The sequence below is a fragment of the Xanthomonas floridensis genome (assembly GCF_001642575.1).
GTDB classification, from domain to species: domain Bacteria; phylum Pseudomonadota; class Gammaproteobacteria; order Xanthomonadales; family Xanthomonadaceae; genus Xanthomonas; species Xanthomonas floridensis.
In genome coordinates this window covers 1-25,870 of sequence record NZ_LXNG01000031.1, presented here as the reverse complement: position 1 = coordinate 25,870, position 25,870 = coordinate 1, and the positions used below count along the sequence as shown (strand labels likewise).

At 65.3% G+C, this 25,870-nt stretch carries 18 protein-coding genes, 1 other RNA gene and 2 pseudogenes; 8 read left to right on the top strand and 13 right to left on the bottom strand.

Annotated features, from left to right (window positions below; translation table 11 throughout):
* The first annotated feature begins 19 nt into the window (after positions 1–19).
* Positions 20–1,489: a mannitol dehydrogenase family protein gene (locus A7D17_RS16370; protein WP_064510059.1), complete on the top strand. Its 1,470-nt coding sequence runs from the start codon at positions 20–22 to the stop codon at positions 1,487–1,489.
* A gap of 179 nt (positions 1,490–1,668) precedes the next feature.
* Here the strand turns inward: A7D17_RS16370 and A7D17_RS16365 are convergent, their stop codons facing one another.
* The 3 genes from A7D17_RS16365 to A7D17_RS16355 all read right to left on the bottom strand — a co-directional run bounded on the left by A7D17_RS16365 (position 1,669) and on the right by A7D17_RS16355 (position 2,956).
* Positions 1,669–2,058, bottom strand: coding sequence for a bleomycin resistance protein (locus tag A7D17_RS16365; protein ID WP_064510058.1), 390 nt, complete (start codon positions 2,056–2,058; stop codon positions 1,669–1,671).
* Between the two features lie 66 nt (positions 2,059–2,124).
* Positions 2,125–2,460 (bottom strand): hypothetical protein, encoded by a 336-nt coding sequence (locus A7D17_RS16360; protein WP_064510057.1) that lies wholly within the window; start codon positions 2,458–2,460, stop codon positions 2,125–2,127.
* 73 nt (positions 2,461–2,533) lie between these two features.
* The gene (locus A7D17_RS16355) at positions 2,534–2,956 is read right to left on the bottom strand and encodes a hypothetical protein (protein ID WP_064510056.1); all 423 of its coding nucleotides are present in this window, start codon (positions 2,954–2,956) and stop codon (positions 2,534–2,536) included.
* 232 nt (positions 2,957–3,188) lie between these two features.
* Between A7D17_RS16355 and A7D17_RS23130 the strand changes: the two genes are divergently transcribed.
* Positions 3,189–3,347, top strand: a complete 159-nt coding sequence (locus tag A7D17_RS23130) for a DUF2256 domain-containing protein (protein WP_082862079.1) — start codon at positions 3,189–3,191, stop codon at positions 3,345–3,347.
* Positions 3,348–3,438: 91 nt separating this feature from the next.
* Here the strand turns inward: A7D17_RS23130 and A7D17_RS24710 are convergent, their stop codons facing one another.
* The gene (locus A7D17_RS24710) at positions 3,439–4,428 is read right to left on the bottom strand and encodes a DNA-binding protein (RefSeq protein WP_204377367.1); all 990 of its coding nucleotides are present in this window, start codon (positions 4,426–4,428) and stop codon (positions 3,439–3,441) included.
* A gap of 301 nt (positions 4,429–4,729) precedes the next feature.
* On the opposite strand from A7D17_RS24710, the gene A7D17_RS16345 reads away from it, so the two are divergent.
* A complete protein-coding gene (locus A7D17_RS16345) occupies positions 4,730–5,776 on the top strand; it encodes a Kelch repeat-containing protein (protein WP_064510054.1) in 1,047 nt (348 codons plus the stop codon).
* A 215-nt stretch (positions 5,777–5,991) separates the two neighbouring features.
* Here A7D17_RS16345 and A7D17_RS16340 read toward each other — a convergent pair whose 3' ends face one another.
* The 6 genes from A7D17_RS16340 to A7D17_RS16315 all read right to left on the bottom strand — a co-directional run bounded on the left by A7D17_RS16340 (position 5,992) and on the right by A7D17_RS16315 (position 15,323).
* Positions 5,992–7,029, bottom strand: coding sequence for an SMP-30/gluconolactonase/LRE family protein (locus tag A7D17_RS16340; RefSeq protein WP_064510053.1), 1,038 nt, complete (start codon positions 7,027–7,029; stop codon positions 5,992–5,994).
* 67 nt (positions 7,030–7,096) lie between these two features.
* The gene (locus tag A7D17_RS16335) at positions 7,097–8,272 is read right to left on the bottom strand and encodes an endo-1,4-beta-xylanase (protein WP_064510052.1); all 1,176 of its coding nucleotides are present in this window, start codon (positions 8,270–8,272) and stop codon (positions 7,097–7,099) included.
* 286 nt (positions 8,273–8,558) lie between these two features.
* Positions 8,559–11,252, bottom strand: coding sequence for a beta-galactosidase GalB (gene galB / locus A7D17_RS16330; RefSeq protein WP_239692233.1), 2,694 nt, complete (start codon positions 11,250–11,252; stop codon positions 8,559–8,561).
* Positions 11,253–11,530: 278 nt separating this feature from the next.
* The gene (gene uxaC, locus A7D17_RS16325; RefSeq protein WP_064510051.1) at positions 11,531–12,952 is read right to left on the bottom strand and encodes a glucuronate isomerase; all 1,422 of its coding nucleotides are present in this window, start codon (positions 12,950–12,952) and stop codon (positions 11,531–11,533) included.
* A gap of 51 nt (positions 12,953–13,003) precedes the next feature.
* Positions 13,004–13,996 carry an endo-1,4-beta-xylanase gene (locus A7D17_RS16320; protein ID WP_064510050.1) on the bottom strand — a complete coding sequence of 331 codons (993 nt, stop codon included), beginning with the start codon at positions 13,994–13,996 and terminating at the stop codon, positions 13,004–13,006.
* 10 nt (positions 13,997–14,006) lie between these two features.
* Positions 14,007–15,323 (bottom strand): MFS transporter, encoded by a 1,317-nt coding sequence (locus tag A7D17_RS16315; RefSeq protein WP_064510049.1) that lies wholly within the window; start codon positions 15,321–15,323, stop codon positions 14,007–14,009.
* A gap of 463 nt (positions 15,324–15,786) precedes the next feature.
* Here A7D17_RS16315 and A7D17_RS16310 point away from each other — a divergent pair, with 463 nt between their 5' ends.
* The 4 genes from A7D17_RS16310 (at position 15,787) to A7D17_RS16295 (ending at position 21,977) form a co-directional block, all read left to right on the top strand.
* Positions 15,787–18,717 carry a TonB-dependent receptor gene (locus A7D17_RS16310; RefSeq protein WP_064510048.1) on the top strand — a complete coding sequence of 977 codons (2,931 nt, stop codon included), beginning with the start codon at positions 15,787–15,789 and terminating at the stop codon, positions 18,715–18,717.
* 241 nt (positions 18,718–18,958) lie between these two features.
* Positions 18,959–20,446 carry an MFS transporter gene (locus tag A7D17_RS24950; protein ID WP_064510047.1) on the top strand — a complete coding sequence of 496 codons (1,488 nt, stop codon included), beginning with the start codon at positions 18,959–18,961 and terminating at the stop codon, positions 20,444–20,446.
* Positions 20,447–20,479: 33 nt separating this feature from the next.
* Positions 20,480–21,514, top strand: coding sequence for a glycoside hydrolase family 43 protein (locus tag A7D17_RS24945; protein WP_064510046.1), 1,035 nt, complete (start codon positions 20,480–20,482; stop codon positions 21,512–21,514).
* 387 nt (positions 21,515–21,901) lie between these two features.
* Positions 21,902–21,977: non-coding RNA, sX9 sRNA (locus A7D17_RS16295), on the top strand.
* A 215-nt stretch (positions 21,978–22,192) separates the two neighbouring features.
* Here the strand turns inward: A7D17_RS16295 and A7D17_RS16290 are convergent.
* The 3 genes and pseudogenes from A7D17_RS16290 to A7D17_RS23120 form a co-directional block, all read right to left on the bottom strand.
* A complete protein-coding gene (locus A7D17_RS16290; RefSeq protein ID WP_082862077.1) occupies positions 22,193–23,425 on the bottom strand; it encodes a DUF418 domain-containing protein in 1,233 nt (410 codons plus the stop codon).
* A gap of 26 nt (positions 23,426–23,451) precedes the next feature.
* On the bottom strand, positions 23,452–24,009 hold the full coding sequence (locus A7D17_RS16285; RefSeq protein WP_082862076.1) for a TetR family transcriptional regulator: 558 nt from the start codon (positions 24,007–24,009) through the stop codon (positions 23,452–23,454).
* 420 nt (positions 24,010–24,429) lie between these two features.
* Positions 24,430–25,219 (bottom strand): annotated as a pseudogene (locus A7D17_RS23120) (IS5 family transposase); the annotation flags it as partial.
* 217 nt (positions 25,220–25,436) lie between these two features.
* Here A7D17_RS23120 and A7D17_RS23115 point away from each other — a divergent pair.
* Positions 25,437–25,870: pseudogene (locus tag A7D17_RS23115) on the top strand (transposase); the annotation flags it as partial.

The window sequence follows — 25,870 nt, the reverse complement described above, 5'->3', positions numbered from 1 at the left end:
CTAGTGCGCGGACACCACGATGCAAGCCCCTCGTCTTTCGCTCGATACCCTTGCCACCCTGACGCCAGCGGTTTCAATGCCCGCTTACGATCCAGCGACAACCACCATCGGCATCGTCCATCTAGGCGCAGGCGCCTTCCACCGCGCACACCAGGCCGTCTACATCGACGACCTGCTCGCGCAGGACCCCAGTTGGGCCATCTGCGCCGTCTCGCTGCACAGCCCGCAGGTGCGCGACGCGTTGCGCCCGCAAGATGGCCTCTACACCCTCGCGCTGCTCGATGAGCACCCGCAACTGCGCATCATCGGCGCCATCGGCCAAGTGCTGTGCGCCGCCGACGAACAAGCCGCCGTGCTCGCGCGCCTGGCCGATCCCGCCGTGCGGCTAGTCACCCTCACCGTCACCGAAAAAGGCTATTGCCTGGCCGGCGACACGCTCGACCTGCATCACCCCGACATCGTGCACGACATCGCCAACCCCACCGCGCCACGTAGTGCAGTCGGCTATCTGGTGGCCGGGCTGCAGCGGCGCAGGCAGGCCGGCCTTGCACCGTTCACCGTGCTCAGTTGCGACAACCTCACCGATAACGGCCACCTGCTACGCCGTGCGGTGCTGCTGCTGGCGCGCCAGCACGACTCCGCGCTGGCGGTGTGGATCGAACAGCAGGTCAGTTTCCCGCGCTCGATGGTCGACAGCATCACCCCGGCCACCGACGAGGCCCTGCGCACCCAGGTGCAGGCGCAGACCGGCCTGCACGATGCCTGGCCGATCCAGCGCGAGCGATACAGCCAGTGGGTGATCGAAGACGACTTCTGCAACGGCCGCCCCGACCTTGCGCGCGTCGGCGTGGTGCTCAGCGACGACATCGCCGGCCATGCGCGCGCCAAGCTGCGCCTGCTCAATGCCCCGCACTCCACGCTGGCGTATCTGGGCAGCTTGCTGCAGCTGGAAACCGTTGCCGATGCCATGGCGCATCGGCCGCTGGCGGCGTTCGCCGAGGTGCTGATGCGAGAAGACATCGCAGCCACATTGCAGCCGATGGACGGCTTCGATGCGCAGCGCTACAGCGACGCGATTCTTGCGCGCTTCCGTACTCCCGCCATTCGCCATCTGCTTGCGCAGATCGCCTGGGATGGCTCGCAGAAGATTCCGGTGCGTCTGCTCGCCACCATCGACGACGCGCTTGCCGCAGGCCGGCCCATCGAGCGCCTCTGTTTGCCGGTCGCGGCGTGGCTGCAGTTCGTGCGCCGGCAGGCGCGCAACGGCGTGGCCCTGGTCGACCCCTTGAACGAGGCGCTGAGCGCGCTGGGACGTGCAGCCACCGGCGATGCAGCCGGCGATATCGCCCGCTTTGTCACGGTGGAAGCCGTGTTCGGTACACGGGCTGCGGATCCGCGCTTCATCGATGCGCTGACCCGCGGCTATGCCGCGCTGGGCGATGCCACGCCAGGCCGGGTGGACGCTGTACTTGCAGCGTTGGATGCCTGAGTTACGTGGTGGCGCGAGGGTGGCCGCCGGCGTATGCGCTGCTTGCTCGACCCAGGTGGCTGCATCGGGATCGGGTCGTCCGACCGGCAAGGACACCCGATGCCGCACCTTGCCGCTCCACGCATGACGTCGATGACGGCGCCGACCTGCGATCGAACGCCGCGCGATTGCAGCATGGGTCAGTGGTCGCCGATGACCTGCCCGATCCGCAGCAGATTGCCGCTCTCGTCCACGATCGCAAATTCGCGCATGCCCCAGGGCTTGTCGCCCACCGGGTCGATCCTAGGAATTCCACGGGCCGGGAGCGCCGCTGCCTGCATCGCTGCATGGATGGCATCGACATCGCTCACCCGCAGATAACAGCCCGCATAGCAGCTCGCCGGATCCAGATCCGGGTGCGCGAAGAAGTGCAACTCCACATCGCCGCGCCGCAGGATGGCGTACCCCGCGTCATGCGGATGCGCCTGGCCTTCGAAGCCAAGCCGGTGATAGAACGCCAACGTCTGCGCGATGGAGCGGCTGGGCAGGATTGGGATGGTTTGGTCAGCGGTGGTGGCCTTGGCGTTCATCGTCAACTCGTCTGAAGTGATGATCGGGCTCAGAGCGGTACGTCCATTGCCGGACGCACGAAGCACTCAGGTGCGCTTGCAACCAGTCACGACGGCCAACCCCAGCTGCCCGGTGTACCAGCTCACCTGCCGCAAGTATCCACCAATGCAGCAGGTGACTGCATACCCCAATGGCCGCAGCAGCCTGTGGCCCCATCGCGCGTAGGCGTCTCGAAGTGCCGGGGCCAGGCCCTGCAGCAGCACGGCGCCAAGCTGGCTCACCAACAGGTAGGCGAACACGTCGATGCCCAGCATCTCCAGCAATGGCGCAGCCGCTGCAAGTTCCGGGTTCGATGCGATGCAGGCGATCAGCAACGCGGTGACTGCAGCGGCTGCCCTGCGATTTACGGTGATTCGCCACATAGGGATAAACCTGTATACCGTTCCGGTGTCAAGGATGGCAGCGCCTTCCAGCCGCCCCTGATCTGCTTCTCGATCACGATGCCCGGACGCCCTGCCTGGCACCGGATGTGCTGAAGATGCGCATCACCACCAGCACCAGCAGCACCACGAAGCTCAGCTCCCACACATAGAACGCAGCACCCACGTGGTCGATCATGACCTGATGGCCGGCTTCGTTCCTGTCGAACCGGGTGGCGCGAAAGGTATCCAGCCCGATCAGGCAAGCCGCCACCAGCAGCGCCGCCGCCATCTTGTCCACCTTGAGGAAGTAGCACGGCCACGCCAGCAGGAACAACGGATTACTCATCCAGGCCACGCACTGGCCATCGATCACCTGCATCCAGCCGAACAGCAGAAGGACGAACCCATCCAGGCTGGTATCGCCGCCATGCAAGGCAGGCAAGCACAGCGCAACGCCGTACAACAGGGCCGATAACACGAGCAGAAACGGTTTCATGGGCGTCCTTGTATGTCGATGCGGCCAGTGCATGCCGCCGTTTGCGGAGGTGTGGCTTGCATCTGCACGGGCCAGCCTGCGCTCACTATAGACAATGCACGCAGGCGTTGGCGGAAACGCCGCCTGGCATGCCGGTGCGTGCCCCAAATGAAAAACCGGCACAGCGGAACTTCGGTCCGGGACGTCGCCATGACATGCTGGAAGCACACTGCACCGCTCCGGAACCTTCCCCATGGCACCCCACAAGAAGCAGAACTTGCCGGAAAAGGTCTGCGTTCATTGTGGGCGACCATTCCGCTGGCGCAAGAAGTGGGAGAAGGTATGGGACGAGGTGAAGTACTGCTCGGATCGCTGCCGCGGCGACAGCAGGCGACAACGTCCGGCACCGTAGTCTGCTGTCAGCTGCAACCCGGCCGCACTCATCCGCTGTAGCGTTTGCGCCAACCGGGTCATCCTGAGACGCAGGGGCTGGTGGCTGGTGGCTAATGGCTGCCCGTATTTTTCGCAGCGCGCGATCCGCTCGTCTTCTTGGCCGCGTTGCCTTTACGTGCAACTGCCATGTTGTCCACCAGATTGGGATAGGGGCGGCCCGCTGCCTTGGCGCGCTGTTTGGCCTGTGTCGTCTGCGCTGGAGAAAGCGAACGTTTACGCGAAGTCCGCTTCGGGTTTGGCGTGTTCCATGGCACGGAAGCCTTGCCCGCGCTGTTGTTCGCGGTGCTGCGCGTGGAGGCGCTCTTGCTGGCCGCAGGTCGGCGAGTAGCTGTCTTTCTCGTCGTGGTTTTCTTGGCAGGACGTTTGTTCGCCGTCGCTTTCCTGGCTGCGGTCTTGCTTGCTGCAGCCTTCTTGGCAGCCGGCTTCCTGGCGGCCGTCGTGCCGCCAGCCTTGCGCGCGCCTGTCGAAGATTTGCGTGTAGCCGCGCTACCGGCCCGCGCGTTCCTGGCCGCTGCTTTTCCTGCCGTAGGCTTCTTCACGGAAGAGGCTCCGCTTGCCTTCTTTGCGACCTTGTTTGCGGCGGTCTTCTTTGCAGTGCGTTTTACTGCGGCCTTCCCGGCGGTGCGTGCCTTGGTACCACGGGCGTCGGCAGCGGCCGTGCTACCGGCCCCTACGCTCTTGCCTGTCGCGGTCCCTGCGTTGGCTGCATCCTCCAGCCGCTGGTACAGCCGCGCCGCCCAACGCTGGCCTGCATCGCCGCCCCAGAGCAGCCAGGCGATATAGCCGGCCGATGGCGCGCTACGGTCGGCCCAGCCCTTGCCGCTCTTGTCCACGCTGTGACGCGCGAAATAGGCGTGCATGCGTCGAATGGTCTGGGTGGAAAGCGATTTCTGCGCAGACAGATCACGTGCACGCGCGACGCCGATCGCGGTACCGCCACGCCCATGCTGCTCGCGCAGCCGCAGTCCGCGTGCCGCGGCGCTGGCAACGTTCTTGGGCGGCATCGTAGAAATCGCCTGCTTTGCTGGTGTGCGTGCCACAACCCTCTCCTGGTGTATCGAGTTGCCGTAGTGTTCGCATGCGTGATGCTGCTGCATGTGAAGAGGCTGGGAGCGTGTCAGCGCGTGCCACGCGCCAATCAACGTCGTGGCGGTACCTAGGCCTGTCCAATGCGCACACTGCGATGGCGTTGGTTCGGCAAGCCCGGTTGCTCGCACAGCACGCACTGCACAGACAGCATCCGCCGCCCCAGCTCTGGCTGCAGATCAGTCTGCTTTTGCGAGTGGATCGACGTGCAGGTGTCGCTACACTGGCCTGCCACGGTGACTGGAGAAACGCTGCATGCGCCTGTTGAAGACCTCGTTCTGCGCAAGCCTGCTTGCTGCCGCGATCGGCACTCTACCTGCGCCGGGTCAGGCGACTGACAAGGCAGCGCCAGCGACTACTCCGGCGCCATCTGAGCAGATGCAGCAATGGCAGGCGCTGACCACGCGCAACAAGCCGCATGCGCGCCATGAAAACAGCATGGTGGCCACCGGCGAGCGCCTGTATCTGATCGGTGGACGCGATCAGCGCCCACTGGAAATTTTCGATACCCGCACGCGCCGCTGGTCACAAGGCAGTGCACCGCCGCTGATGGTCAGCCATGCGCAGGCAGTGGTGTCGTCCGGCAAGCTGTATTTCGTGGGCGGCCTCACCGGCGACTACCCCGAGGAAACGCCGCTGAGCAATCTGCTGATCTACGATCCCCAGACCGACCACTGGCAGGTCGGGCCGGAGATTCCCAAACAACGTCGCCGCGGCGCGGCAGGCGCGGTGGCGCATGAGGGCGTGCTGTATCTGGTAGGCGGTAACACCCGCGGGCACATGAGCGGCTATGTGCCATGGCTGGATGCCTTCGATACCAGGACACAGCAATGGACGCAGCTGGCCGATGCCCCGCACGCACGCGACCATTTCCATGCGGTGGTGATCGACGGAAAACTGTATGCCGCCGGTGGACGCAGGTCGGCGCACGAAAGCGGCAACACCCTGGCCCAGACCATTCCGGAAGTCGATGTCTATGACATCGGGCGCGGCACCTGGTCAGTGGCACCGGCCGCATTGCCGACGCAGCGGGCAGGCACTGCCGCCATCGCACGCAATGGCCGGCTGCTGATCATCGGCGGCGAGAGCATGCGGCAGGTCAAGGCCCATGACGAGGTGGAGGCCTATGACCCCAACTCCGGTAACTGGACCACGCTGGCAGCACTGCCGCAAGGCCGCCATGGCACCCAGGTTGCCGCCGTCGACGGCACGCTGTACCTGGCCGCCGGAAGCGGCAATCGTGGCGGCGGCCCGGAGTTGGACGATGTGCTGATGCTGGAGCGCACGACAGTGGCGGATTGAATTGGCCACATCGCGCGCGCCTGCGCGATGTCATGCGCCGACGTGACACCCGCTTGCCGACTCCGGCAGCGACGCTCCCATCAAACGCCTCGCATTGGCGCTGCCAATGCGAGGCTGCGCCGGCAGCCACCGGACGATGCGGCGACGATCGCGCGCAGCGAGCAATGACTCTCTCCCTGCGCTGCCGCCCAGATGCGCAGAGGCGCAGTACAACATCAACGCACGAACTGCAACCCCAGCGGCTTGACCCGCACACGGGTCAGCATCGCGTGCGAGGTCATGTACAGGGTATGGCCGTCATTGCCGAACGCGCAGTTGGAGATGGCCTCACCGGTTTCGATGCGACCCAGCCGCTGGCCGGACGGGTCGAACACGATGACGCCGCCGGGGCCGGTGGCGAACAGGTGGCCGTCAGACGAGACCGCCATGCCGTCCGGCAGGCCGGGAGCGTCCTTGGCGACCAGATCCGAGGCATCGGCAAACACGCGCTTGCCGGTGACGGCACCCTGCGCATCGAGCGCATACGCCATCCAGATCGGCCGTTTGGGGTCGGAATTGGACACGTACAAGGTGCGCTCATCCGGCGATAGCGCAATGCCGTTGGGGAAACTCAGGCTGTCGTCCAGCAGGTGCACGCTGCCGTCGGGGTCCAGCCGGTACACGCCGTTGTAGCGCAATTGCTTGACCGGCGAGTCGTTGAGATCCTTCAGGCCATACGGCGGATCGGTAAAGAACACCACGCCGTCGTTGCGACGCACCACATCGTTGGGACTATTGAAGCGCTTGCCGTCGAAGCTGGTGGCCAGCGGCGTCTTCGTGCGGGTGGCCGGATCGAGCCTGGCCACGATCCGCGTGCCCGAATCGGCCAGCAGCACCGTGCCGCTCGGCTCGGCATACAGGCCGTTGGCGCCGGCCTCGCGTAGCGTGGCCTGTTCCGGGCCAACGTAGCCGGACGGCGACAGCAGCACCGACAGGCCAGCATCCTCGGACCAGCGATACAGCTTGTTTTCCGGCACATCGGTGAACAACAGGTAGCCCCCGTTGCGCACCCACGCCGGGCCTTCTGACCAGGTGAAGCCTTCGGTGAGCTTCTCGATGCGTGCATCGTCCGCGACCACCTTGCTGAAACGCTGGTCGAAGCTTTGCAGATGCCCGATGGTGGCGAATCGCGGTGGCGGTGTGTCCTTCTTCGTGCAGGCAGCGACAATGGCCAGCAGCGGAACGGCCAACAACAGATAGGGCGACAAGCGCATCGGCAAGGTCCGGGTTCAAGTGCGAGCATCATGCCATCATGCGTGCCGCGCATGCTGGCGAACGCGGCTATTGCCCGGCAGCGGCGGGCACCGCCAATACCGACGCCAGCGCAGGTTTGGGCCGGTGACTGCGGTCGAACAGCAAGGGATAATTGGTGCGGCCGGGAACCGGGTAGTCGTTCTTCCACGACATGCCGTCGGTGACGCCCCACACGCTGACACGCGCCAGCTTGTCGCGCTTGCGCCAGAACAGCGCAAACAGTTCCGCATAACGCGCGGTCAACTGCGCCTGTACCTGTGGCGGTAGCCCATCGCGATACGGGTCGAGAAACCGCTTGAATTCCGGCAGCTGGAACTGCTTGTGCGCCAGGCCCGTTCCGATCACCTGGCCTTCCTTGGTGACCGGCAACACGTCCACGTCCAGTTCGGTGATCATCACCTTGATGCCGAGCGCAGCATACGCATCGATGGCCGCTTCGATGTCCTGCACGCTGGGGTAGTTCAGCCCCCAATGCCCCTGCATGCCGACGCCATCGATGCGGATACCGGCCTGCTGCAACATCCTGACCATGCGCACGATGCCGTCGCGTTTGGCCGGCCGCCAGGCATTGAAGTCGTTGTAGTAGAGCTCGGCATCTGGTGCGTAGCGCTGCGCGAATGCAAAGGCATTGCGCACCACGGTGTCACCATCGCCGACGTGTTGTACCCAGTTGGTGGCGCGGTAGCTGCCGTCTTCGTCGATGATTTCGTTGACCACATCCCAGGCCTGCACCTTGCCGACATAGCGCCCGGCAACCCGCTCGATATGCGCACGCATGCGCTCGATCTGCGCAGCCGAGGTGTTGGGTGTGCCCTGCGCATCGACGAAGAACCACTCCGGGGTCTGGTTGTGCCAGACCAGCGTGTGCCCGACCACGAACATGCGCTGGCGCTGCGCATAGGCGACAAACGCGTCGGCGGCGGCGAAATCGAACACCCCCGGCCGCGGCGCGACGACCTCGGCCTTCATCACGTTTTCCGCAGTGACCGCATTGAACTGGCAGGCCACCAGCGCCGCCGAGGCAGCGTCCGTGCCGGAGACGATCTCGGCATTGACTGCCGTCCCCAGCAAAAACCCCCTGGAATAGGCAGACTTGAGCGTCACCGCTCCGGGCGCGCACGCCGGCGCTGCCGTGGCGGATGCCGCGATTGCGCTCAGGCAGAACAGCAAGCTGCAGCGTGACAGCCAGGGGCGGTGATGCATGGCGTTCTCACAGTCAAAGAGGCGTGTGGTTGTGGATGCAGCGTGTGCGTCCCATGGGTGCGGGGGGGCAGTCGCCGTGCATCGCGCGATTGCTGGACAGGACCGCCACGACATCGAGCATGCGCAACCACGAGCACGAGCTCCGCAGCGCTGGCATACATGGCGCCTTGCGTGCGCTCGACGCACCTGCGGCGTGTTGGCGTGTGTCTTCCTGGGCGAACCCTGGCTGATGAGGGCCGCAACGCACCGCGCAAGCAACCCACAACGCCGGTGCGCAGCAGGCCGCTCATTCGGCCTGCACCTGCACGCTGGTGGGCTGCAGCGTGTCTGATTCCACATGCAGGGTGATCGGCCCGCGCGCACCGTTGCGCGCACGCACAATGGCCAGGCACAGGCCATTGAAGGCGTTGCGTTGTGTCGAGACGAACGACTCCAGGTTGGTCGGGTCGCCATTGTCGGTGGCCACCAGTTCGCCCGGTCCCTCGATGCGAAAGCGCAGGCGGTCGCCCGCGGTCGGTGCAGCGCGTCCCTCGCGATCGAGCAGGCGCACGGTGATGAAGCTCAGATCCTTGCCATCGCCACGGATACGGCTGCGGTCCGGCGTTGCCTGCATGCGTGCGGCACGGCCTGCTGTCTGCACCTGGTCGCTTGCCCACGGTGTGCCGTTGCGGTACGCCTGCACGCGTAACTCGCCGGGCTGGTACACCACCGCATCCCAACGCAGGCGGTACTGCAGCGGTCCCTTGCGCTTGCGCCCCTGCGAGACGCCGTTGACGAACAACTCGGCCTCGTCGCCGGAGGTGAACACATGCACCGGGGTGACCTGGCCCTCGCGTCCCGGCCAGCTCCAGTGCGGCAGCAGGTGCGCCATTGGCAGGTCCGGACGCCACCGCGACTGGTACAGCCAGTAGCGATCCTTGGGAAACCCCGCCAGATCCAGGATGCCGGAATAGGAGCTGCGCGAGCTGTAGTACGGCGTGGGCTCGCCCAGATAGTCGAAGCCGGTCCAGACGAATTCGCCGGCCACGTACGGGTGCCGGTCCAGCGCGGCGAACACCTTGTCCGCGCTGGAACCGAAGTCCACCGCATGCAACTCGTACGCACTGACCTGATGCGCCACCGCATCGCCGCCACGCCCCTCACGGACCGGTGCGCTGCTGTCCGGCGTCACCGGAAACAGATACACCCCGCGGCTGCTCAGTGCCGAGGCCGTCTCGCTGCTGAGGATCGCCTTGTGCGGAAACTTCGCATGGAACGCCGGGTATTGCGGTTGCTTGCGAATGCGCTCGGTGCCTTCGAACTCCGGCGTATCGCGAATGCCCTCGCCCTGGTAGTTGAGGCTGATGACATCCAATGCAGCCGGCAACGGCATGTCCGGCGAGGCGTAGTTCATCGCCGCCGTGGCCGGCCGGCTGGGATCTTCGTCGTGCACGATGGCATGCAGCTTGCGCGCGATGGCAGCGCCCTGCTCACCGGTGTATTGCTCGCCGACCTCGTTGCCCACGCTCCACAGCATCACCGATGGATGGTTGCGGTCGCGGCGCAGCATCGCGCGCAGGTCCGGCTCGTGCCACTGCGCAAACACCAGGTGGAAGTCCAGCGGGGTTTTCTTCATTTCCCAGCTGTCGAAGACCTCGTCCACCACCAGCAGGCCCATACGGTCGGTGAGTTCCAGCAGTTCCGGCGCAGGCGGGTTATGGCTCATGCGGATGGCATTGGCACCCATCTGCTGCAGCACCTGTAGCTGGCGCTCGGCGGCGCGCACATTGAACGCGGCGCCCAATGCGCCCAGGTCGTGGTGATTGTTCACGCCGCGAATCGGCACATGCTCGCCATTGACCAGCAGGCCGTTGTCGGCATCGAACACGATGCTGCGGATGCCGAACGGGGTGTCGTAGCGGTCCACCAGCTGCCCGACCTGGCGCACTTCGGTCACCGCCACATAGCGGTGCGGCTGCTGGGTGGGCGGTGGCCCCCACAGCCGTGGATTGGCGATCTGCACAGTGCCTTGCACACGTGCGCTGCCGCCGGCAGGCACGGCTATCTGCGCTGCGGGGATCTGCGCGACCGCTGCGCCACTGGGGGTGCCACTCGCTGCGTCGAGCACATAGATGGCGGTGCTGACCTGCACTTGCGCTGCGGTCTGTGCAGCGTTGTCCACCGTCACGGCCAGCTGCACCTGCGCCGATGCCGCCGACACCTGCGGCGTGGTCAGTTGCGTCCCCCACTGTGCGATGTGCAGCGGTGCGGTCTTGGTCAGCCACACATGGCGATACAGCCCGCCGCCGGGATACCAGCGCGCCGAGTCGGGCGGGTTGTCCAGGCGGATCGCCAGCTGGTTGCGCCCGCCGGGAATGGCATACGGAGTCAGGTCAACGCGCCAGGAGCTGTAGCCGTAAGGCCAACCGCCGACCAGCTTGCCGTTGAACCAGACGGTGGCATAAGACATCGCGCCATCGAGATCGAGAAACAGCGAGCGGCCGCGATCGCTGGCCGGAAGATCCAACGTCTTGCGATACCAACCCACGCCCCAGCTCGCCAGCCGGCCCATGCCGCCGTAGGGGCCCTCGGCCAGGAACGGCCCGGCGATGGCCCAGTCGTGCGGCAGGTCCACACGTTGCCAGCGGCTGTCGTCGAAGCCTGCCTGTACATACGCCACGCCGCTGCCTGGATGGCCGGGCGGACGCCGATGGCGTTGTGCGGGATCGGCGATCAATGCGTTGGCGGTTGGCAGGATCCACGGCTTGAGCACTGCGTTCGACGATGCCTGCGGTTGCTGCGCCTGGTCCGGGCGCGCATCGGCCACCTTGCCATCCTCGCTGCGAACGACCTCCGGGCGCACGTCGTAGTCGAGCACCACGGTGTTGCCAGGCGGATCGCCGCGCTGGAAACGCCAGCCTGCATCCAGCGACAGCCGCTCGCGCGCTGCGCCGCTCGGCGGTGCTGCCACTGCATCGGCGACAGTTGCTGCGCCGAGGATGCAGACAAGCGCGACCAGACCAGCACGCAGCGTGCGCCTGGCGTGCCGCTGCCGCGTGTCCGGGCGCAGGTCACAGCCGCAATTGTCGAGGCGAGACAGCAACGCCCGCAGACCCAGGGCGCGCGGTAGTGGCAGACGCGCGCCGCATGGGGTTGCACGCGCTTTGGCCGCGTGCGCGTGATGCTGTACAGCGGCAGGGGTCACCCGCTCACTCCCACGACGCACATCGCCTGCAATGGGCCAGTCGTCGTCTGCGCGCGCGATGCGCCTACCCGCTCTCACAGCTTGTAGGCCTGTTTGGGCAGGCGGTAGGCCAGATCCACCGCGATCTCCGCGGCCTCGTCCTCGTCCAGCCGATGCTCGGCCACCAGCTTGGCCAGGAATGCGCTGTCCACGCGCCGCGCGACATCGTGCCGGGCGGGAATCGACAGGAATGCACGGGTGTCGTCGTTGAAGCCCACCGTGTTGTAGAAGCCGGCACTGGCCAGGGTCTGCTCGCGGAAGCGCCACATACCTTCCGGCGCATCATGGAACCACCAGGCCGGGCCCAGCAGCAGCGCCGGGTAATGTCCGGCCAGTGGCGCCAGTTCACGGCTGTAGCTGGTTTCGTCCAGGGTGAACACGATCAGGCGCAGCCGCGGGTCGTTGCCATGGCGATCGAGCAAGGGTTTGAGCGCATGCACATAGTCGGTGCGCATCGGGATATCGGCGCCCTTGTCGCGCCCGTAGCGCTGGAACAGCGGCTGGTTGTGATTGCGAAAGCAGCCCGGATGCAGCTGCATCACCAGCCCGTCGTCCAGGCTCATGCCTGCCATTTCGGTCAGCACCTGCGCGCGGAACAGCTCGGCCTGTTCCGGCGTCGCCGCGCCGCGTACCACGGTCTCGAACAGGCGCTGCGCCTCCCCCGGCGACAGGTCGGCCGTGGCGGCACTGGGATGCCCATGATCGGTGGAGGTGGCGCCGTGCGCCGCAAAGAACGCACGGCGCTGCCGGTGCGCACGCAGATAGCCGGGCCAGGTCAGCACGTCCTCGCCGGTGAGTGCGCCGAACTGCTGCAGCGCGCCGGCAAACTGCTCGTGCTCCGGATCCACCACCGGGTCCGGACGGTAGGCGGTCAGCACGCGTCCGGTCCATCCGCTGTCGGCAATGGCGGCGTGATGCTGCAAGCTGTCCAGCGGCGACTCGGTGGTGGCGATCACCTCGATGGCGAAGCGCTCGAACAAGGCACGCGGTGCGAATGCGGGCGTCTGCAGCGCGGCGGTGATGTGGTCGTAATAGTGATCGGCGGTGGCTGCATCCAGCCGGATGCGCAGATCGAACACCTCGTGGAAGACATGGTTGAGCCACAACGCCGACGGCGTGCCGCGCAACAGCGCGAAGTGTTCGGCAAACACCCGCCATGCCGCACGCGGGTCCACCGCTGCGCGGGTGCCATCCGCGCGCGGGATGCCCAGCGCGTCCAGATCGATGCCCTGGCTGTAGAGCATGCGAAACACGTAGTGATCGGGCACCAGCAGCAGTTCTGTTGCGTTGGCGAACGCCGCATTGGTCGCAAACCAGGCCGGATCGGTGTGCCCGTGCGGGCTGATGATCGGCAGCCTGGCGATCTGTGCATACAGACGGCGCGCGATCGCACGCGTGCCGGGGTCGGCGGGTAACAGCCGGTCGTCGTGCAGGGTCAGGGGAACAGGTGTGGACATGGGCTCAGAACACCGAGAAAGACGGGAAATACACGCTGTCGGTCGTCCGCGTCATGGCGCAGGCGTGCCGGGATGGGCAGCCACGTAATCGCGCAACCAGCGCATCGCCGGTCGCTCGCTGCCGTCGCCACGCACCAGATAGGCAGCTTCCTTGTCGCGCCACAGGCCGGAACGAAACCCCCACAGGGTGATGCCGCGCACCGCCGGGTGCTCCCAGAAGACCGGAAACACACGCTGGTAGTCGGCCAGCTGCTGCGCATCGCTTGGCCCATCCAGGTCGAATTCGGTGATGTAGAGCGGCAGGCCAGTGGCCGCCAGGGCATCCAGATTGGCGCGGTGCACCGACATCGCCACGTTGGGCATGGTCTCGAAGGCATGCTCCTGGATGCCGATGGCATCCACCAGGTGCTCGCGCTGCAGCAGGTGCACGATCTGCAGATAGCGCTGCGTGGCCTTGGACGTGTTGGTGATGCTGTAGTCGTTGATCATCAGCTTGGTATGCGGGAAATGCTGGCGCGCCAACCGAAACGACTGCACCACCCATTCCCACCCGCTGGCGCCGGTGCCGCCCAGGGCCTGCAGATAGTTGCCGCCACCGGTGTCGGCCTTGCTGGGCGGGTCGTTGAGTGGTTCATTGACCACCTCCAGCAGGTCGATGTCGGGGTAGCGTTGCGCCACGGCGGCAAACCACTGCTCGATCTCGCGGCGCTGCTCGGCCGGCGGCAGGGTCTTGATCCATTCCGGCTGCTGGTTGCCCCACACCATCACATGCATCTGGAACGGCATGCCGTTGGCCTTGGCGAAGCGGTAGGCCGTATCCAGCGCGCTCCAGTCCATCTGGTCGCGCACCGCTTCCACCGTGCCCCACTTGCCGCCATTTTCCGGGGTGAGCTTGTTCCAGTACTGCGCAAATCCCGGTGCCTGCTGCGCGCTGTAGGCACTGCCCAAAAACTTGGAGGCGCCCGCCGCCAACGGCGCCGCGTGGGCCGCCGATGCAAGGCTTGCGGCGAGCAACACGCCCAACCTCATTGTGTGCAACTGCATGATGCGTCCCTCAGGAAGATGGCGGCGCCGGGATAGTCGCGGGCAGATGCGCAGGCTCCAGCCGCGGCACCAGATGATGCACGAGGGCCAACGCCAGCAGATACGCAGAGCCCGCCATCATGAACACCGGCACATAACTGCCGGTCGCCTGTAGCAAAAATCCGATGAAGGTGGCGATGAGCATGCCGCCCACCGCGCCGGCGAATCCGCCGATGCCCACCACCGTGGCCACCGCATGCCGCGGAAACATGTCCGAGGGCAGCGTAAACAGATTGGCCGACCAGCCCTGGTGCGCGGCGGTCGCCAGCCCGATCAATGCCACCGCCAGCCACAGATTGTCCGCACGCGCGGCAAACACGATTGGCACCACGCAGATCGCGCAGATCAGCATGGCGGTCTTGCGCGCACGATTGACGCTCCAGCCGCGCGCGATGAACCGCCCGGCGATCCAGCCGCCGGCAATGCTGCCTACATCCGCCAGTACGAAGATCACGATCAATGGCGCGCCCAGTTGCAGCAGGCTCAAGCCGTACTCGGCATGCAGGAACTTCGGCAGCCAGAACAGGAAGAACCACCAGATCGGGTCGGTGATGAACTTACCCAGCACAAAGGCCCAGGCCTGGCGATGCGCAAGCACCTGCAGCCACGACAGCCGCCGTTGCGCCGGCTCGTACGCATCGCTGCGGATATGCGCCAGCTCTGCCGCCGACAGGCCGGGTTGTTGCTCGGGCGGGTGGTAGCTGACCCACCACACCAACAGCCAGGTGGCGCTGAGGATGCCGGTGAACAGGAAGGCCGCCTGCCATCCCCAGGTCGTTGCGATCACCGGCACCAGCAATGGGGCAACGATGGCCCCGATATTGGAGCCGGAATTGAAGATGCCGGTGGCCAGCGCGCGCTCGCGGCGCGGGAACCATTCGGCCACCGTCTTGAGCGCGGCAGGAAAATTGCCCGACTCGCCCAGCCCCAGAAAGAACCGCGCAATTGCAAAGCCCACCACGCTGGTCGCCAGCGCGTGCCCCATCGCCGCCAGGCTCCACACCCCGATCGCCAGCGCATAGCCGATGCGGGTGCCGAAGCGGTCGATCACCGCGCCGCTGCACAATAGCCCCAATGCGTAGGCCGCCTGGAACGCAGTGACGATGTAACCGTACTGGATCTCGTTCCAGCCGATCTGGGTCTGCAGGAACGGCGCCAGCACGCCCAGCACCTGGCGGTCGACGTAGTTGATGGTGGTGGCTACCAGCAACAGCGCGCACACCCGCCAACGCACGCGGCCCACCCCCGCCGGCGCAGCGACTGGCACGGCCTTGGGTGCCTCGCTCATGCGTGTGGCCTACGCGGCGACCAGGCTCCGCGCAGCTGCTGCACCGGCATTGCAGCAGCAGCGGTGCGCGCACTGCACCGGTGCCGCTCATGCGCGTGGTTGCCGCGCTCTTCGCTGAGTTTCATCGACCACTGCACCTGCACGAAGGTGGCCTTGCGCCACGGGTGATAGCGCTACCATTACCACGCTCGCCGGCGAAATCCATCGCGCAGTGCAACACGACCGCGTGCCGGTCACCCCCGCCAACCTTCAGCAGCGCCCGGCTTGCGCACCATTCCTGCCTGGCCGCTACGTCTATGCTGCCCTGCAGCGTGATGTTCCGAATTTGGTAGCGCTAACATCCAGCGCCACTGATCGCCCGTTCTTCCCCACCGCACCATCGCCGCGCCGCTACCGGCAGCGGCACTCCCTGCGCAGGGGCGATGCGTGGGACATCTGCTCACCTGTTAGGGAAGGGATTACGGTGAAGAACAGCTACGCACGAACCGCGTTGTCCTGCGCGTTGGGATCCATCCTGCTGGGCATGGCCAGCACTGCCGCCTGGGCCCAGTCCTCCGACGCCACCACTGCGCCACCGCCGCCGGACCCGGCCGGCAGCAACGACGCGGTGACCCAGCTCGATACCGTCACTGTTTCCGGCTACCGACGCAGCATTCAGTTCTCTACCGATGCCAAGCGCGATTCGGTCGGTTTCGCCGACACCGTGTTTGCCGAAGACATCGGCAAGTTTCCGGACATGAACATCGCCGAGTCGCTCAACCGCATTCCCGGCGTGCAGCTGGCGCGGGACGTGAACGGCGAAGGCCTCAATATCGCCATCCGCGGCCTGGGCACCAGCTTCACCAAGACCACGCTCAACGGTTCCAGCATCGCCACCGCCTCGATCGGGTTGAACGCGCAGAACCAGAACCGCGAAGTCGACCTGAACCTGTTTCCCACCGAGTTCTTCACCCAGCTCACTGTCAGCAAGACACCGACCGCCAGCATGCTCGAAGGCGGCGTCTCCGGCGTGGTGGACATGCGCAGCGCGCGTCCGTTCGATCGTCCCGGCGTGCATTTTACCTACCAGGCGCAGGCCGACTGGAACAGCACCAGCGAGAAGACCACTCCACGCGGCGCCTTCATGGGCAGCTGGACTAATGAAGAAGGCACGTTCGGCGCGTTGTTCGGGGTGGCCTCGGTGCGCAGCAAACTCGGCGTGCGCGGCTTCGAGAGCGTGGGTTGGACCAATCCGGGCCTGACCTACACCCAATGCGGGCTCACCCCGCCCGCAGGCACGCCGGCCACCAACCAACCGGCGGCGTGCAACGTCAACGGCGGCGGCAACTGGCGCATTCCCGACCGTGTGCCGGCGACCGCCGGCAGTGGCCTGACCACCGGCGAGACCATCGACGCGGCGTGGCTGCTGGCACGCAATCCGGGCCTGAGTATCGACCAGATCAGCGATGCGCTGATTCCACGCCTTGGCCGCCAGGTCTACATGAATGGCGATCGCGACCGCGATGCCTCGGTGATGTCGCTGGAATGGCGCCCCTCCGACAGCATGCATTTCTATCTGGACACGCTGTACTCTGAAGCCAAGCGCACCACCGAGCGGATCAGCATGAATCTGATCGGCCGCAACGGCAACATGATCCCGCTGGGCATGCAGCTGGACCAGAACAACGTGGTCACCAGCGCCACCTTCGCCAACGCGCAGTACTTTCTGGAAGCGCGCCCGTACCGCGAAGAGGTCAAGTTCTGGAGCGTCAATCCGGGTGCCGAGTTGTTGTTCGGCGACAACCAGGACATCAAGCTCAACGTGCAGGCCAATGCCACGCGCAGCTGGCTGGACCGCGAGTCGCCCAGCATCCTGGTCACCTCGCCGTTTACCACCGTGGACTATCGCAATGAAGGCGGCGACCGCCCGTCGATCAGTAGCCCGCTGGATCTCAACAATCCCAACCTGGGTTGGGGCTGGACCGGCGGCCGGGTCAACATCCAGAACGAAAAACGCGTGACGCAAACCCGCGGCGCACGCGCCGACCTGCAGTTCGGCGAGGACAAGCGCAACATCAAGATCGGCGCTGCCTACGACCAGGCCGAGCGCACCATCCGCGGCTTCGACAACAGCATCGCCTGGGAGCAGGTGGTCTGCCGCGGCGGCGGCGGTAACGTGTGCAATGGCGGCCCGGGCTCGGCGGTCCCCAATTCCGCATTGGCCGGTTATTTGCGGCCCGGCCCGGACGGCTTCATCACCGCCGATTTCAACCGCTTCCTCGGCGACACCAACTATTACGCGCTGCGCGATTCCGCGCCAGAAACCAACTCTGCCAATACCGGCGCCTCGGCCGGCGGCATCCGCGAGAAGAACCTCGGCTTCTACATCGAAACCAACGCGGAAACCGAGGTGTGGAACCGCACGCTGCGCTTCAACGCCGGTGTGCGTTACGTCACCACCGACCAGACCATCACCGGCCCGGTCACCATCAACGGCATCCGCCGCGTGCAGGTGCTCGATTCCGATTACGCCGAAACCCTGCCCTCGTTCAATGCGGCCTGGGACGTGGCCGACAACGTGGTGCTGCGCCTGTCCAGCTCGCGCACGCTCACCCGCCCGGACCCGAGCGCGATGTTGCCCAACACCAACTTCAGCGACCCGTCCGCGCAGACCGCGACCCAGGGCAATCCGAACCTGGCGCCGTACCTGTCCACCAACGTCGACTTCGGTGGCGAGTGGTACACCGGCGGCGAAGGCTATGTGGGCCTGACGCTGTTCAACAAGCGCATCAGCGGCTTCACCGTCAATGGCGTGCGGCGCATTCCCTTCAACGATCTGGGCGTGCCGTACGAGAGCCTGCTGCCGATCCAGCAAGCCGGCCTGGACCAGCGCGGTGGTCCCAATGCCGCCACGGTGGACGTGCAGACCCAGGTCAACGCCGATGGCGTGCTCAACATCCGCGGCACCGAAGCGATCTGGGTGCAGCCGCTGGACAAGCTGGTCGACGGCTTGGGCTTCAGCGTGAACTACACCCATGTCACCCAATCCTCCGAAGGCGAAGGCGTGCCGGCGGTGGCGGTGGGTGTGGCGCCGAACCTATGGAACGGCACCGTGTACTGGGAAAAGAACGCCGCCTCGGTGCGCCTGTCCTATACCTGGAACGACGACATGGTGATCTCCGGCGCCAACCAGAACGGCATCCCGTACGCGCGCCTCAATGCCGATGCACGCGGCCAGCTGGATCTATCGGCCAGCTACGCGCTGGACTGGCTGCCCTCCAAGCCGCAACTCACCCTCAACGTCACCAACATCACCGACGAACCGCTGCGCACCACCTATGCGTGGCCCAACGCGACCTACGACCTGTACGAGCCTGGGCGCACCGTCATGCTCGGCATCCGGGGCACCTTCTGACAGTGACCACCGAAACACGCTCGCCGTTGGCAGCCGGATGTCGTGGGTGTTCGGAGTGCACGCCTGCTTGGCGTGCACTCCGTCTCCCGCGCGAGGCCCAACCTGCACGCGCGACGGCGCACGACGTTTTGCCTGACACTTCAAGTGCTGCGTCTGCAATCGTGATCCAGAGGGGTCACGGCCAGCCGCGTAGCGCGCGCCGCGGCGTTTTCCGTAGCACTCTTCGAGCCCGCCTCACCTCATGAACGATCGGTCACAGCAGCTCTCCGTGCGCGAAAAGATCGGCTACAGCCTGGGCGACCTGGCCGCCAACCTGATCTTCCAGACCTTGGTCACTTTTCTGGCGTTCTTCTATACCGACGTGTTCCGGATTCCCGCCAGCGCGGCGGCCACGTTGATCTTTGTGGTCGGCCTGCTCGGCGCGTTCGTGTTCACGCCCATCATCGGCATCCTGGCCGATCGCACCCGCACCCGCTGGGGCAAGTTTCGCCCGTGGATCCTGTGGACGGCGCTGCCGTTCGGCGCACTGTCGCTGGCGGCCTTCAACACGCCCGCGCTGGGCGAGCACGGCAAGATCACCTACGCATTTGCCACCTACACCTTGCTGATGCTGGTGTATGTCGCCAACAACCTGCCGTATTCGGCGCTCAGCGGCGTGCTCACCGGCAGCATGGAGCAGCGCAACAGCCTGTCTGCGTATCGCTTCCTGGCGGTGACGTTCGCGCAGTTCATCATCCAGGTGCTGTTGCTGCCCTTGGTGTTGATCCTGGGCAATGGCGACAAGGCGCAAGGTTTTCGCAACACCATGGGGTTGTTCGCGGCAGTCGGCACGCTGTGCTTCCTGATCACCTTCTTCACCACCCGCGAGCGCGTGCTGCCGATCACCGAACAGCGCAGCAGCGTGCGCCAGGACCTCACCGACCTGGTGCGCAACAAGCCGTGGCTGGTGATGCTGGCGCTGACGATTTTGGTCTTCATCAATCTCGCCATGAAGGGCGGGATGTACATCTACTACTTCAAGTACTACCTCGATGCGGGCGCGCTGGCACAGTTTCTCGACAGCGCAGGCTTCAATCGCTTCATTGCCGGCATCAACAGCATGCTCACCGGTGCGGGTATGACGGCACTGCAGTGGCCGCAGGATGCGCCCACGTCGGCCTTCAGCGTCTTCAGTGCCGGCGGCATCCTGGCGATGATCGTGGGCATCGGGTTTTCCAAGCGCCTGGCCGATCGCTACGGCAAGCGCAATGTGTTTGGCGGCGCGCTGCTGATCTCCACGTTGTTCCTGCTGGCGTTCTACGTGTACCCGCCCACCGCCATCGGCTGGGTGTTCGCCTCGTATGTGCTGCACGGCTTTTTCTACGGCATCACCATCCCGCTGCTGTGGGCGATGATCGCCGATGTGGCCGATTACTCGGAGTGGAAGAACCACCGCCGCGCCACCGCCATCATTTTTTCGGCGATGTTGTGCGGCCTGAAAATCGGCCTGAGCGTCGGTGGCGCGCTGGTCGCCGGCCTGCTCGCCGTCTACGGCTATGACGCCGCGCTGCCACGGCAGAGCGCCGCAGTGACCGATGGCATCCGCCTGGCCATCAGCGTGTACGCCTCCCTGCCGTTCCTGCTCGGCACCGCCCTGTTGGCGCTGTACGAAATCGACAAGGCACTGGAAACCCGCATCGAACGCGAGCTGGGCGTGCGCCGTCAGGCCGCACCCCTCGCGTCGCCCTGACCTCTCCCTCCCACCCCATGCACAGGTACGCGCATGTCCGATGAACTGCAAGCCGCCACCCTGCAGGCCCTGGCGCGCACCGCCATTTCCGCACCGCTGGTCACTCACATCTACACGGCCGACCCGTCCGCACACGTGTTCGACGGCGCGCTCTACATCTATCCCTCGCACGACATCGATGCCGGTGTCGCCTTCAGCGACGACGGCTCGCATTTCGGCATGGAGGATTACCACGTCTTTCGCATGGCACACCCCAACGCACCGGTCGACGACCTGGGCGAGGTGCTGCACGTGCGCGACGTGCCCTGGGCGCAGCGCCAGATGTGGGCACCGGATGCAGCGCAGCGCAATGGCAAGACCTACCTGTATTTCCCCGCAAAGCGCGCCGATGGCATCTTCCAGATCGGTGTGGCAGTCGGCGACCAACCCCACGGCCCCTTCATCGCCGAAGCCGCACCGATCGCCGGCACCTACTCGATCGACCCGGCGGTGTTCGCCGAAGACGATGGCGCGCATTACCTGTATTTCGGCGGCATCTGGGGCGGCCAGCTGCAGCATTACCGCGACAATGCCTACGCGCCGACGCATCAGGAACCGGAGGGCGCTGCGCCCGCACTGGGTCCGCGTGTGGCGCGCCTGCACGAGAGCATGACCGCGCTGGCCGAGCCCACGCGCGAGATCGTCATCCTCGACGAACACGGCACCCCGCTACGCGCAGACGACCATGCCCGTCGCTTCTTCGAAGGCCCCTGGGTCCATCATCACGCCGGCCGCTACTACCTGTCGTACTCCACCGGCGACACCCACCTGATCTGCTACGCCACCAGCGACTCGCCGTATGGCCCATTCCACTACCAGGGCGTGCTCATGCAGCCGGTGATCGGCTGGACCACCCACCACTCCATCTGCGCCTTCGATGGCCAGTGGTATCTGTTCTATCACGACGCGGTGGTCTCGGGCGGCCAGACCCATCTGCGCAACATCAAGATGGCACCGCTGGAGCATCTGGCGGATGGAACGATTGCGACGATTTATCCGTACGGGAAGGATGCTGTCTCGCCTTGGTGAGATGGCGGTGGCGATCAGGTCCGCTGCTGTCTGTCCATCATGGGGTCGCCGGTCGAATGCGCATCGGAGCGCCTAATAGAACGACACCGCTCATGACCAGGCAGGCTCGGCCGGTCCTGAGCGCGGCACCAACCACCCGCACACTCCAGTCCTGAGTACGCCGTTCACATCGATCTGACGACTGCTCGTGACGTATCAGTCGCTGTAAGGCAACGCTCATCCAGTCCCCCGCGCCTGTCATTCCCGCGAACGCAGAAGCTCCAAGGCCTTGCAAGGCCGCGATTTACGTCCATGGCCTCCCGCTATCGCCGGGATGACAAGACCAAGAGCGGCTAACAACACTACTGTGCAGCCGCCAGGCGGGCGCGGCCGGTGCTCGGAATCGGCATGTACCACCCGTACACTCCGGTTCCTGCGCGCCGTCCACACCCACCTGACGACTGCTCGCTACGTTTTGTTAGCCGCTCTTAGTCGGCCCAGGAGTTCTGCCAGCGCTCAGCCAAAGAGGGCCGCGTAGCCGGCGCGGCTGTGAGGTAGATTGACGGCATCCCAGTATCCGGGTCTTGTCGACGCCGGCGGCCGCAGCGACGCGCTCATGGCGCTGAATCCGCCCGCACACCACCACGCCGACAGGCGCAAAAAACACGGCGCTAATGCCGCGACGCGGCATCACCCACGCTACCGGCTTCGGGCCTGTTCAGCCGCTGCGAGCGCCGGTGGGCGCTGGCGAATGCCGCCGTAGCTCAATCGCCGCCACAGCCACTCCACCGGGCCGATGCTGAAGCGCGCCAACCACCAGCGGCTGCTGATCACCTGCATAGCGAACAGCAGCACGCCCAGCGCCAGCGCCAGGTCGAGCGGCATCCGCCCGTACTGGCCCAGGCCGAAGCCGTAGAAGATCCATGTGCAGACCAGCGACTGCAGCAGGTATTGGGTCAGCGCCATGCGACCGAGCGGCGCGAACACACTCAGCCACACGCGCCAGCGCGATCGCTGCAGCAGCAACAGGATGCCGGCCGCGTAGCCCAGGGTCAGCGCGAACTTGGCGAAGAAGAAGGTCGCCTTAATCAAGACCCGCAGCGGCTGCAGCGCAAGCTGATTCACCCAGGCATGCAGCGCCTCCTGCGGCACCGCGTTGGCCACCAGCCCGAAGCTGAAGCAGAGCACGAAGACCTGCCGCAGCCGGCGCCGATGCGCGTCCGGCGCCGAAAGCCATCCGCCCTTCCAGGCCGCAACGCCGACGATGAAGAACGGCGCCAGGATGACGAAGCGATTGGCGATACGCATCGGGCCGATCACATGCAGCGTTTCCCACCATCGGTATTGCAGGGCGTCGAGCCACCCACCTTGCCCGTAGTGCTGGAGACCAAGGGTGTAGGCTTGCGCCGGCGGCAGATCCGTTGCAAGCGCCTGCATCGGACCGGCAATCACCGCCGAGACGATCAGCACCACCGGGATCGCCCACAACACCCGGCCGGCCGACAGCCGCAGGAAGGGCAGTACCATCAAGCTGATCAGTGCGTAGTCGAGCAGGATGTCGACGTTCCACAACAAGAACGTGTGCACGCTGCCCAGCAGGGCGAGCACAGCGCTGCGACGCAGCGCAAACGGCCAGCGCGACTGACCCTTGTCGGACGCACGATCAGCCTGGATGGCGAGGCCAGCACCGAACAGGATCGACAGCAGCGCCGCCGCCTTGTTCTCCAACAGCACCCTAACGAGGTCGCCGGCCAAGCCACCGAAGTCTCCCAGCGGATAAGCGATCCCGGCTTCCTGCGCCAAATCGGCACCGCAGAAGTAACCGATATTGACCAGCAGCACGCCGAACAAGGCCAGGCCGCGCAGCACATCCAATTGCAACAACCGTTCGCCGCGAGCGACCGGGTCTTGCGACACAACTTCCGCAGACATAACTACTCTCTCAGTAAGACACTGACTCAGTTCGCCGGCGCGATGCCGAGCACCCGCGCTGCCATATTTTTTGCCCGCATGGCGGGGGTCGGGTTTCCTTCGCGAACCGCGGTGACCACGGCCCCGTCGAACAGCAGCATGAGATCGCCGGCCGCGCTTTCGTCCAGCCCGGCCGCTCGCAACAAACGGGCGAAGTAGGCCTCGAAGCGGTGCTTGTGCGCAGCCGCAGCCCGATGCAGTGCGTGGCTGGGCAGCGGCGTCTCGGCGATGGTGTTGAGGAAGGCGCAACCGCGGTAGTCGGGGCTGGCCAGGCGTATCGCCAAGGCATCGAACACTGCCAGCGGCCGCAGACTTGCATCGGGCGACAAGCGCTCGACCTCCTGCTCGAACCAGGCGCAGAGTCGTTCGTCGCGCCGCTCCAGCACCGCCAACGCCAGACCTTCCTTCGACTGAAAGTGCCGATAGAAGCTCATGCGGGCGACGTCCGCGGTGCTGATGATGGCGTCCACGCCGACCGCCTGAATCCCCTGCCGATAGAACAGATTGGTGGCGACATCGAGGATGCGCTCGCGAACCTTGCTCATGATCACTCCGGCGGTGGATTCCCGACGGATGATATAGACCGGTCAGTATCCTTTCAATTCCGGCGCAGGCGGACCCTACCCACGACATCGCCGGGAGCAGGCGTGGCATCGCGTTTGGTTTGGCTGGCCCGGCGCTTGAACTCAGGCGTGTTCGGTGCTGGCGGCAAAGGTCCAGGCCTCCGTGAATCGTGCTGATCCTAGCCATTACGGATTACGCGGGGCGGGGCCAGACGTTCGATCGATGTGCTACTCGCCATCGTGGCCGGAAGGGATGCTCAGGGTTGCGAAGCGATCAGGAGGAACCTCCTGAAGTTCCCTTTTTCGGGCGAGGCCTCGCAGCACTTTCTGAATTTCTTCTTCTGGCCGCTCCTCGACCTTGCCGGTCGAGGAGTGGCCTCTTGGGCTTAAGAGCGGCCCAGGAAGAAGCCGTAAGCAGATGATGGAGCAAGCAAGCCAGAGCAACGCCAGGTGGAGGTCGATGCGGTGTTCGAAGCGGATGCGCAGCTTCCCCATGCCTGCGAACCAGGCATGGGTGCGTTCGAGGACCCAGCGATGACGGCCCAAGCGGTCGTTGCGCTCGATCCCGTTGCGTGCAATCCGCGCACTGATGCGGCGCTGTTTGAGGAAGGCGCGACACCGTTGGATGTCGTAGGCCTTGTCGGCATGCAGCTTGCCGGGCCAGCGTCGCGGACGGCCTGGTTTTCCGCAGATGTGAGGCAAGGCGTGGATCAACTCCTCAAACACCACCGAGTCGTGCCGATTGGCGCCGGTGACGCAGACCGCCAAGGGGACGCCGTTGCGGTCGACGATCAGATGCCGGTTGCTGCCGAGTTTTCCGCGATCGGTCGGGTTCGGGCCGGTGTAGGCGCCCCCCCGGGGGAGGCCACACTGGCCGCGTCCAGACTTGCTCGGCTCAGATCCAGCCGCTCGGCGCGACGTCGCTCGGCCAGCAATACCTGATGCAGACGATGCCACACACCGGCAGCTTGCCAATCGCGTAAGCGACGCCAGCAGGTCATGCCGCTGCCATAGCCGAGTTCGATGGGTAGGTCTTCCCAGGGAATGCCCGTACGCAAGACATAGACGATGCCGCCGAGGGCTTGCTGATCACTGATGCGCGGCCGTCCGCCCTTGGGCGAACGCTTCACGTGCGGAATCAGTGGTCGATGCGCTTCCACAGCGCAATGGGGATCTCTTTGCGACGTGTCATGCCCGTAATGTTGCCATCGGCGAGGCAAGATTCAAGGGGTTTTGTTAGCCGCTCTTAAAAGGCGACGCCATAAGAACGCTCCCGACCTCGCACCGGCATAGCACCTGATCGTCACGCTCGCGAGCCGGCTGTCGAGCTGATGTGGGAGATCGTGTGATACGCCCAGGCTTTCCTAGACATCTCAAGGCCATGGAAAATGGCAGATTCGGAGGTGTCCATGAGCAGCAAGCGGTATACGGATGAGTTCAAGATCGAAGCGGTCCGGCAAGTGACCGATCGTGGGTTCAAGGTGGCAGAGGTCGCCGAGCGACTGGGTGTCACGACGCACAGCCTGTACGCCTGGCTGCGCAAGTTCGGCAAGCCTGGCGTGGTGCATCGCGCCGAGGTGGACCAGAGCGCCGAGGTTCGGCGGCTGAAGGCAGAGTTGCGTCGCGTGACCGAGGAGCGCGACATCCTAAAAAAGGCCGCCGCGTACTTTGCCAAGGGGTGAAGGCAAAGTACGCGTTCATGCAAGACCATCGCAGGGAATTCAGGGTATGCGCGATGTGTCGGGTATTGCGCGTCAACCGGGCGGGTTATTACGCCTGGTTACGCTCGCCTGACAGTGAGCGCGCCAAGGAAGACCAACGCCTGCTGGGATTGATCAAGCAC

Coding starts and splice junctions, on each gene's coding strand:
- A7D17_RS23130 (WP_082862079.1), top strand. CDS start 3,189: ATGGCACCCCACAAGAAGCAGAACTTGCCGGAAAAGGTCTGCGTTCAT.
- A7D17_RS24950 (WP_064510047.1), top strand. CDS start 18,959: ATGAACGATCGGTCACAGCAGCTCTCCGTGCGCGAAAAGATCGGCTAC.
- A7D17_RS16320 (WP_064510050.1), bottom strand. CDS start 13,996: ATGCAGTTGCACACAATGAGGTTGGGCGTGTTGCTCGCCGCAAGCCTT.
- A7D17_RS16345 (WP_064510054.1), top strand. CDS start 4,730: ATGCGCCTGTTGAAGACCTCGTTCTGCGCAAGCCTGCTTGCTGCCGCG.
- A7D17_RS24945 (WP_064510046.1), top strand. CDS start 20,480: ATGTCCGATGAACTGCAAGCCGCCACCCTGCAGGCCCTGGCGCGCACC.
- A7D17_RS16355 (WP_064510056.1), bottom strand. CDS start 2,956: ATGAAACCGTTTCTGCTCGTGTTATCGGCCCTGTTGTACGGCGTTGCG.
- A7D17_RS16315 (WP_064510049.1), bottom strand. CDS start 15,323: ATGAGCGAGGCACCCAAGGCCGTGCCAGTCGCTGCGCCGGCGGGGGTG.
- A7D17_RS16285 (WP_082862076.1), bottom strand. CDS start 24,009: ATGAGCAAGGTTCGCGAGCGCATCCTCGATGTCGCCACCAATCTGTTC.
- A7D17_RS16290 (WP_082862077.1), bottom strand. CDS start 23,425: ATGTCTGCGGAAGTTGTGTCGCAAGACCCGGTCGCTCGCGGCGAACGG.
- A7D17_RS16365 (WP_064510058.1), bottom strand. CDS start 2,058: ATGAACGCCAAGGCCACCACCGCTGACCAAACCATCCCAATCCTGCCC.
- A7D17_RS16340 (WP_064510053.1), bottom strand. CDS start 7,029: ATGCGCTTGTCGCCCTATCTGTTGTTGGCCGTTCCGCTGCTGGCCATT.
- A7D17_RS16370 (WP_064510059.1), top strand. CDS start 20: ATGCAAGCCCCTCGTCTTTCGCTCGATACCCTTGCCACCCTGACGCCA.
- uxaC (WP_064510051.1), bottom strand. CDS start 12,952: ATGTCCACACCTGTTCCCCTGACCCTGCACGACGACCGGCTGTTACCC.
- A7D17_RS16335 (WP_064510052.1), bottom strand. CDS start 8,272: ATGCATCACCGCCCCTGGCTGTCACGCTGCAGCTTGCTGTTCTGCCTG.
- A7D17_RS16360 (WP_064510057.1), bottom strand. CDS start 2,460: ATGTGGCGAATCACCGTAAATCGCAGGGCAGCCGCTGCAGTCACCGCG.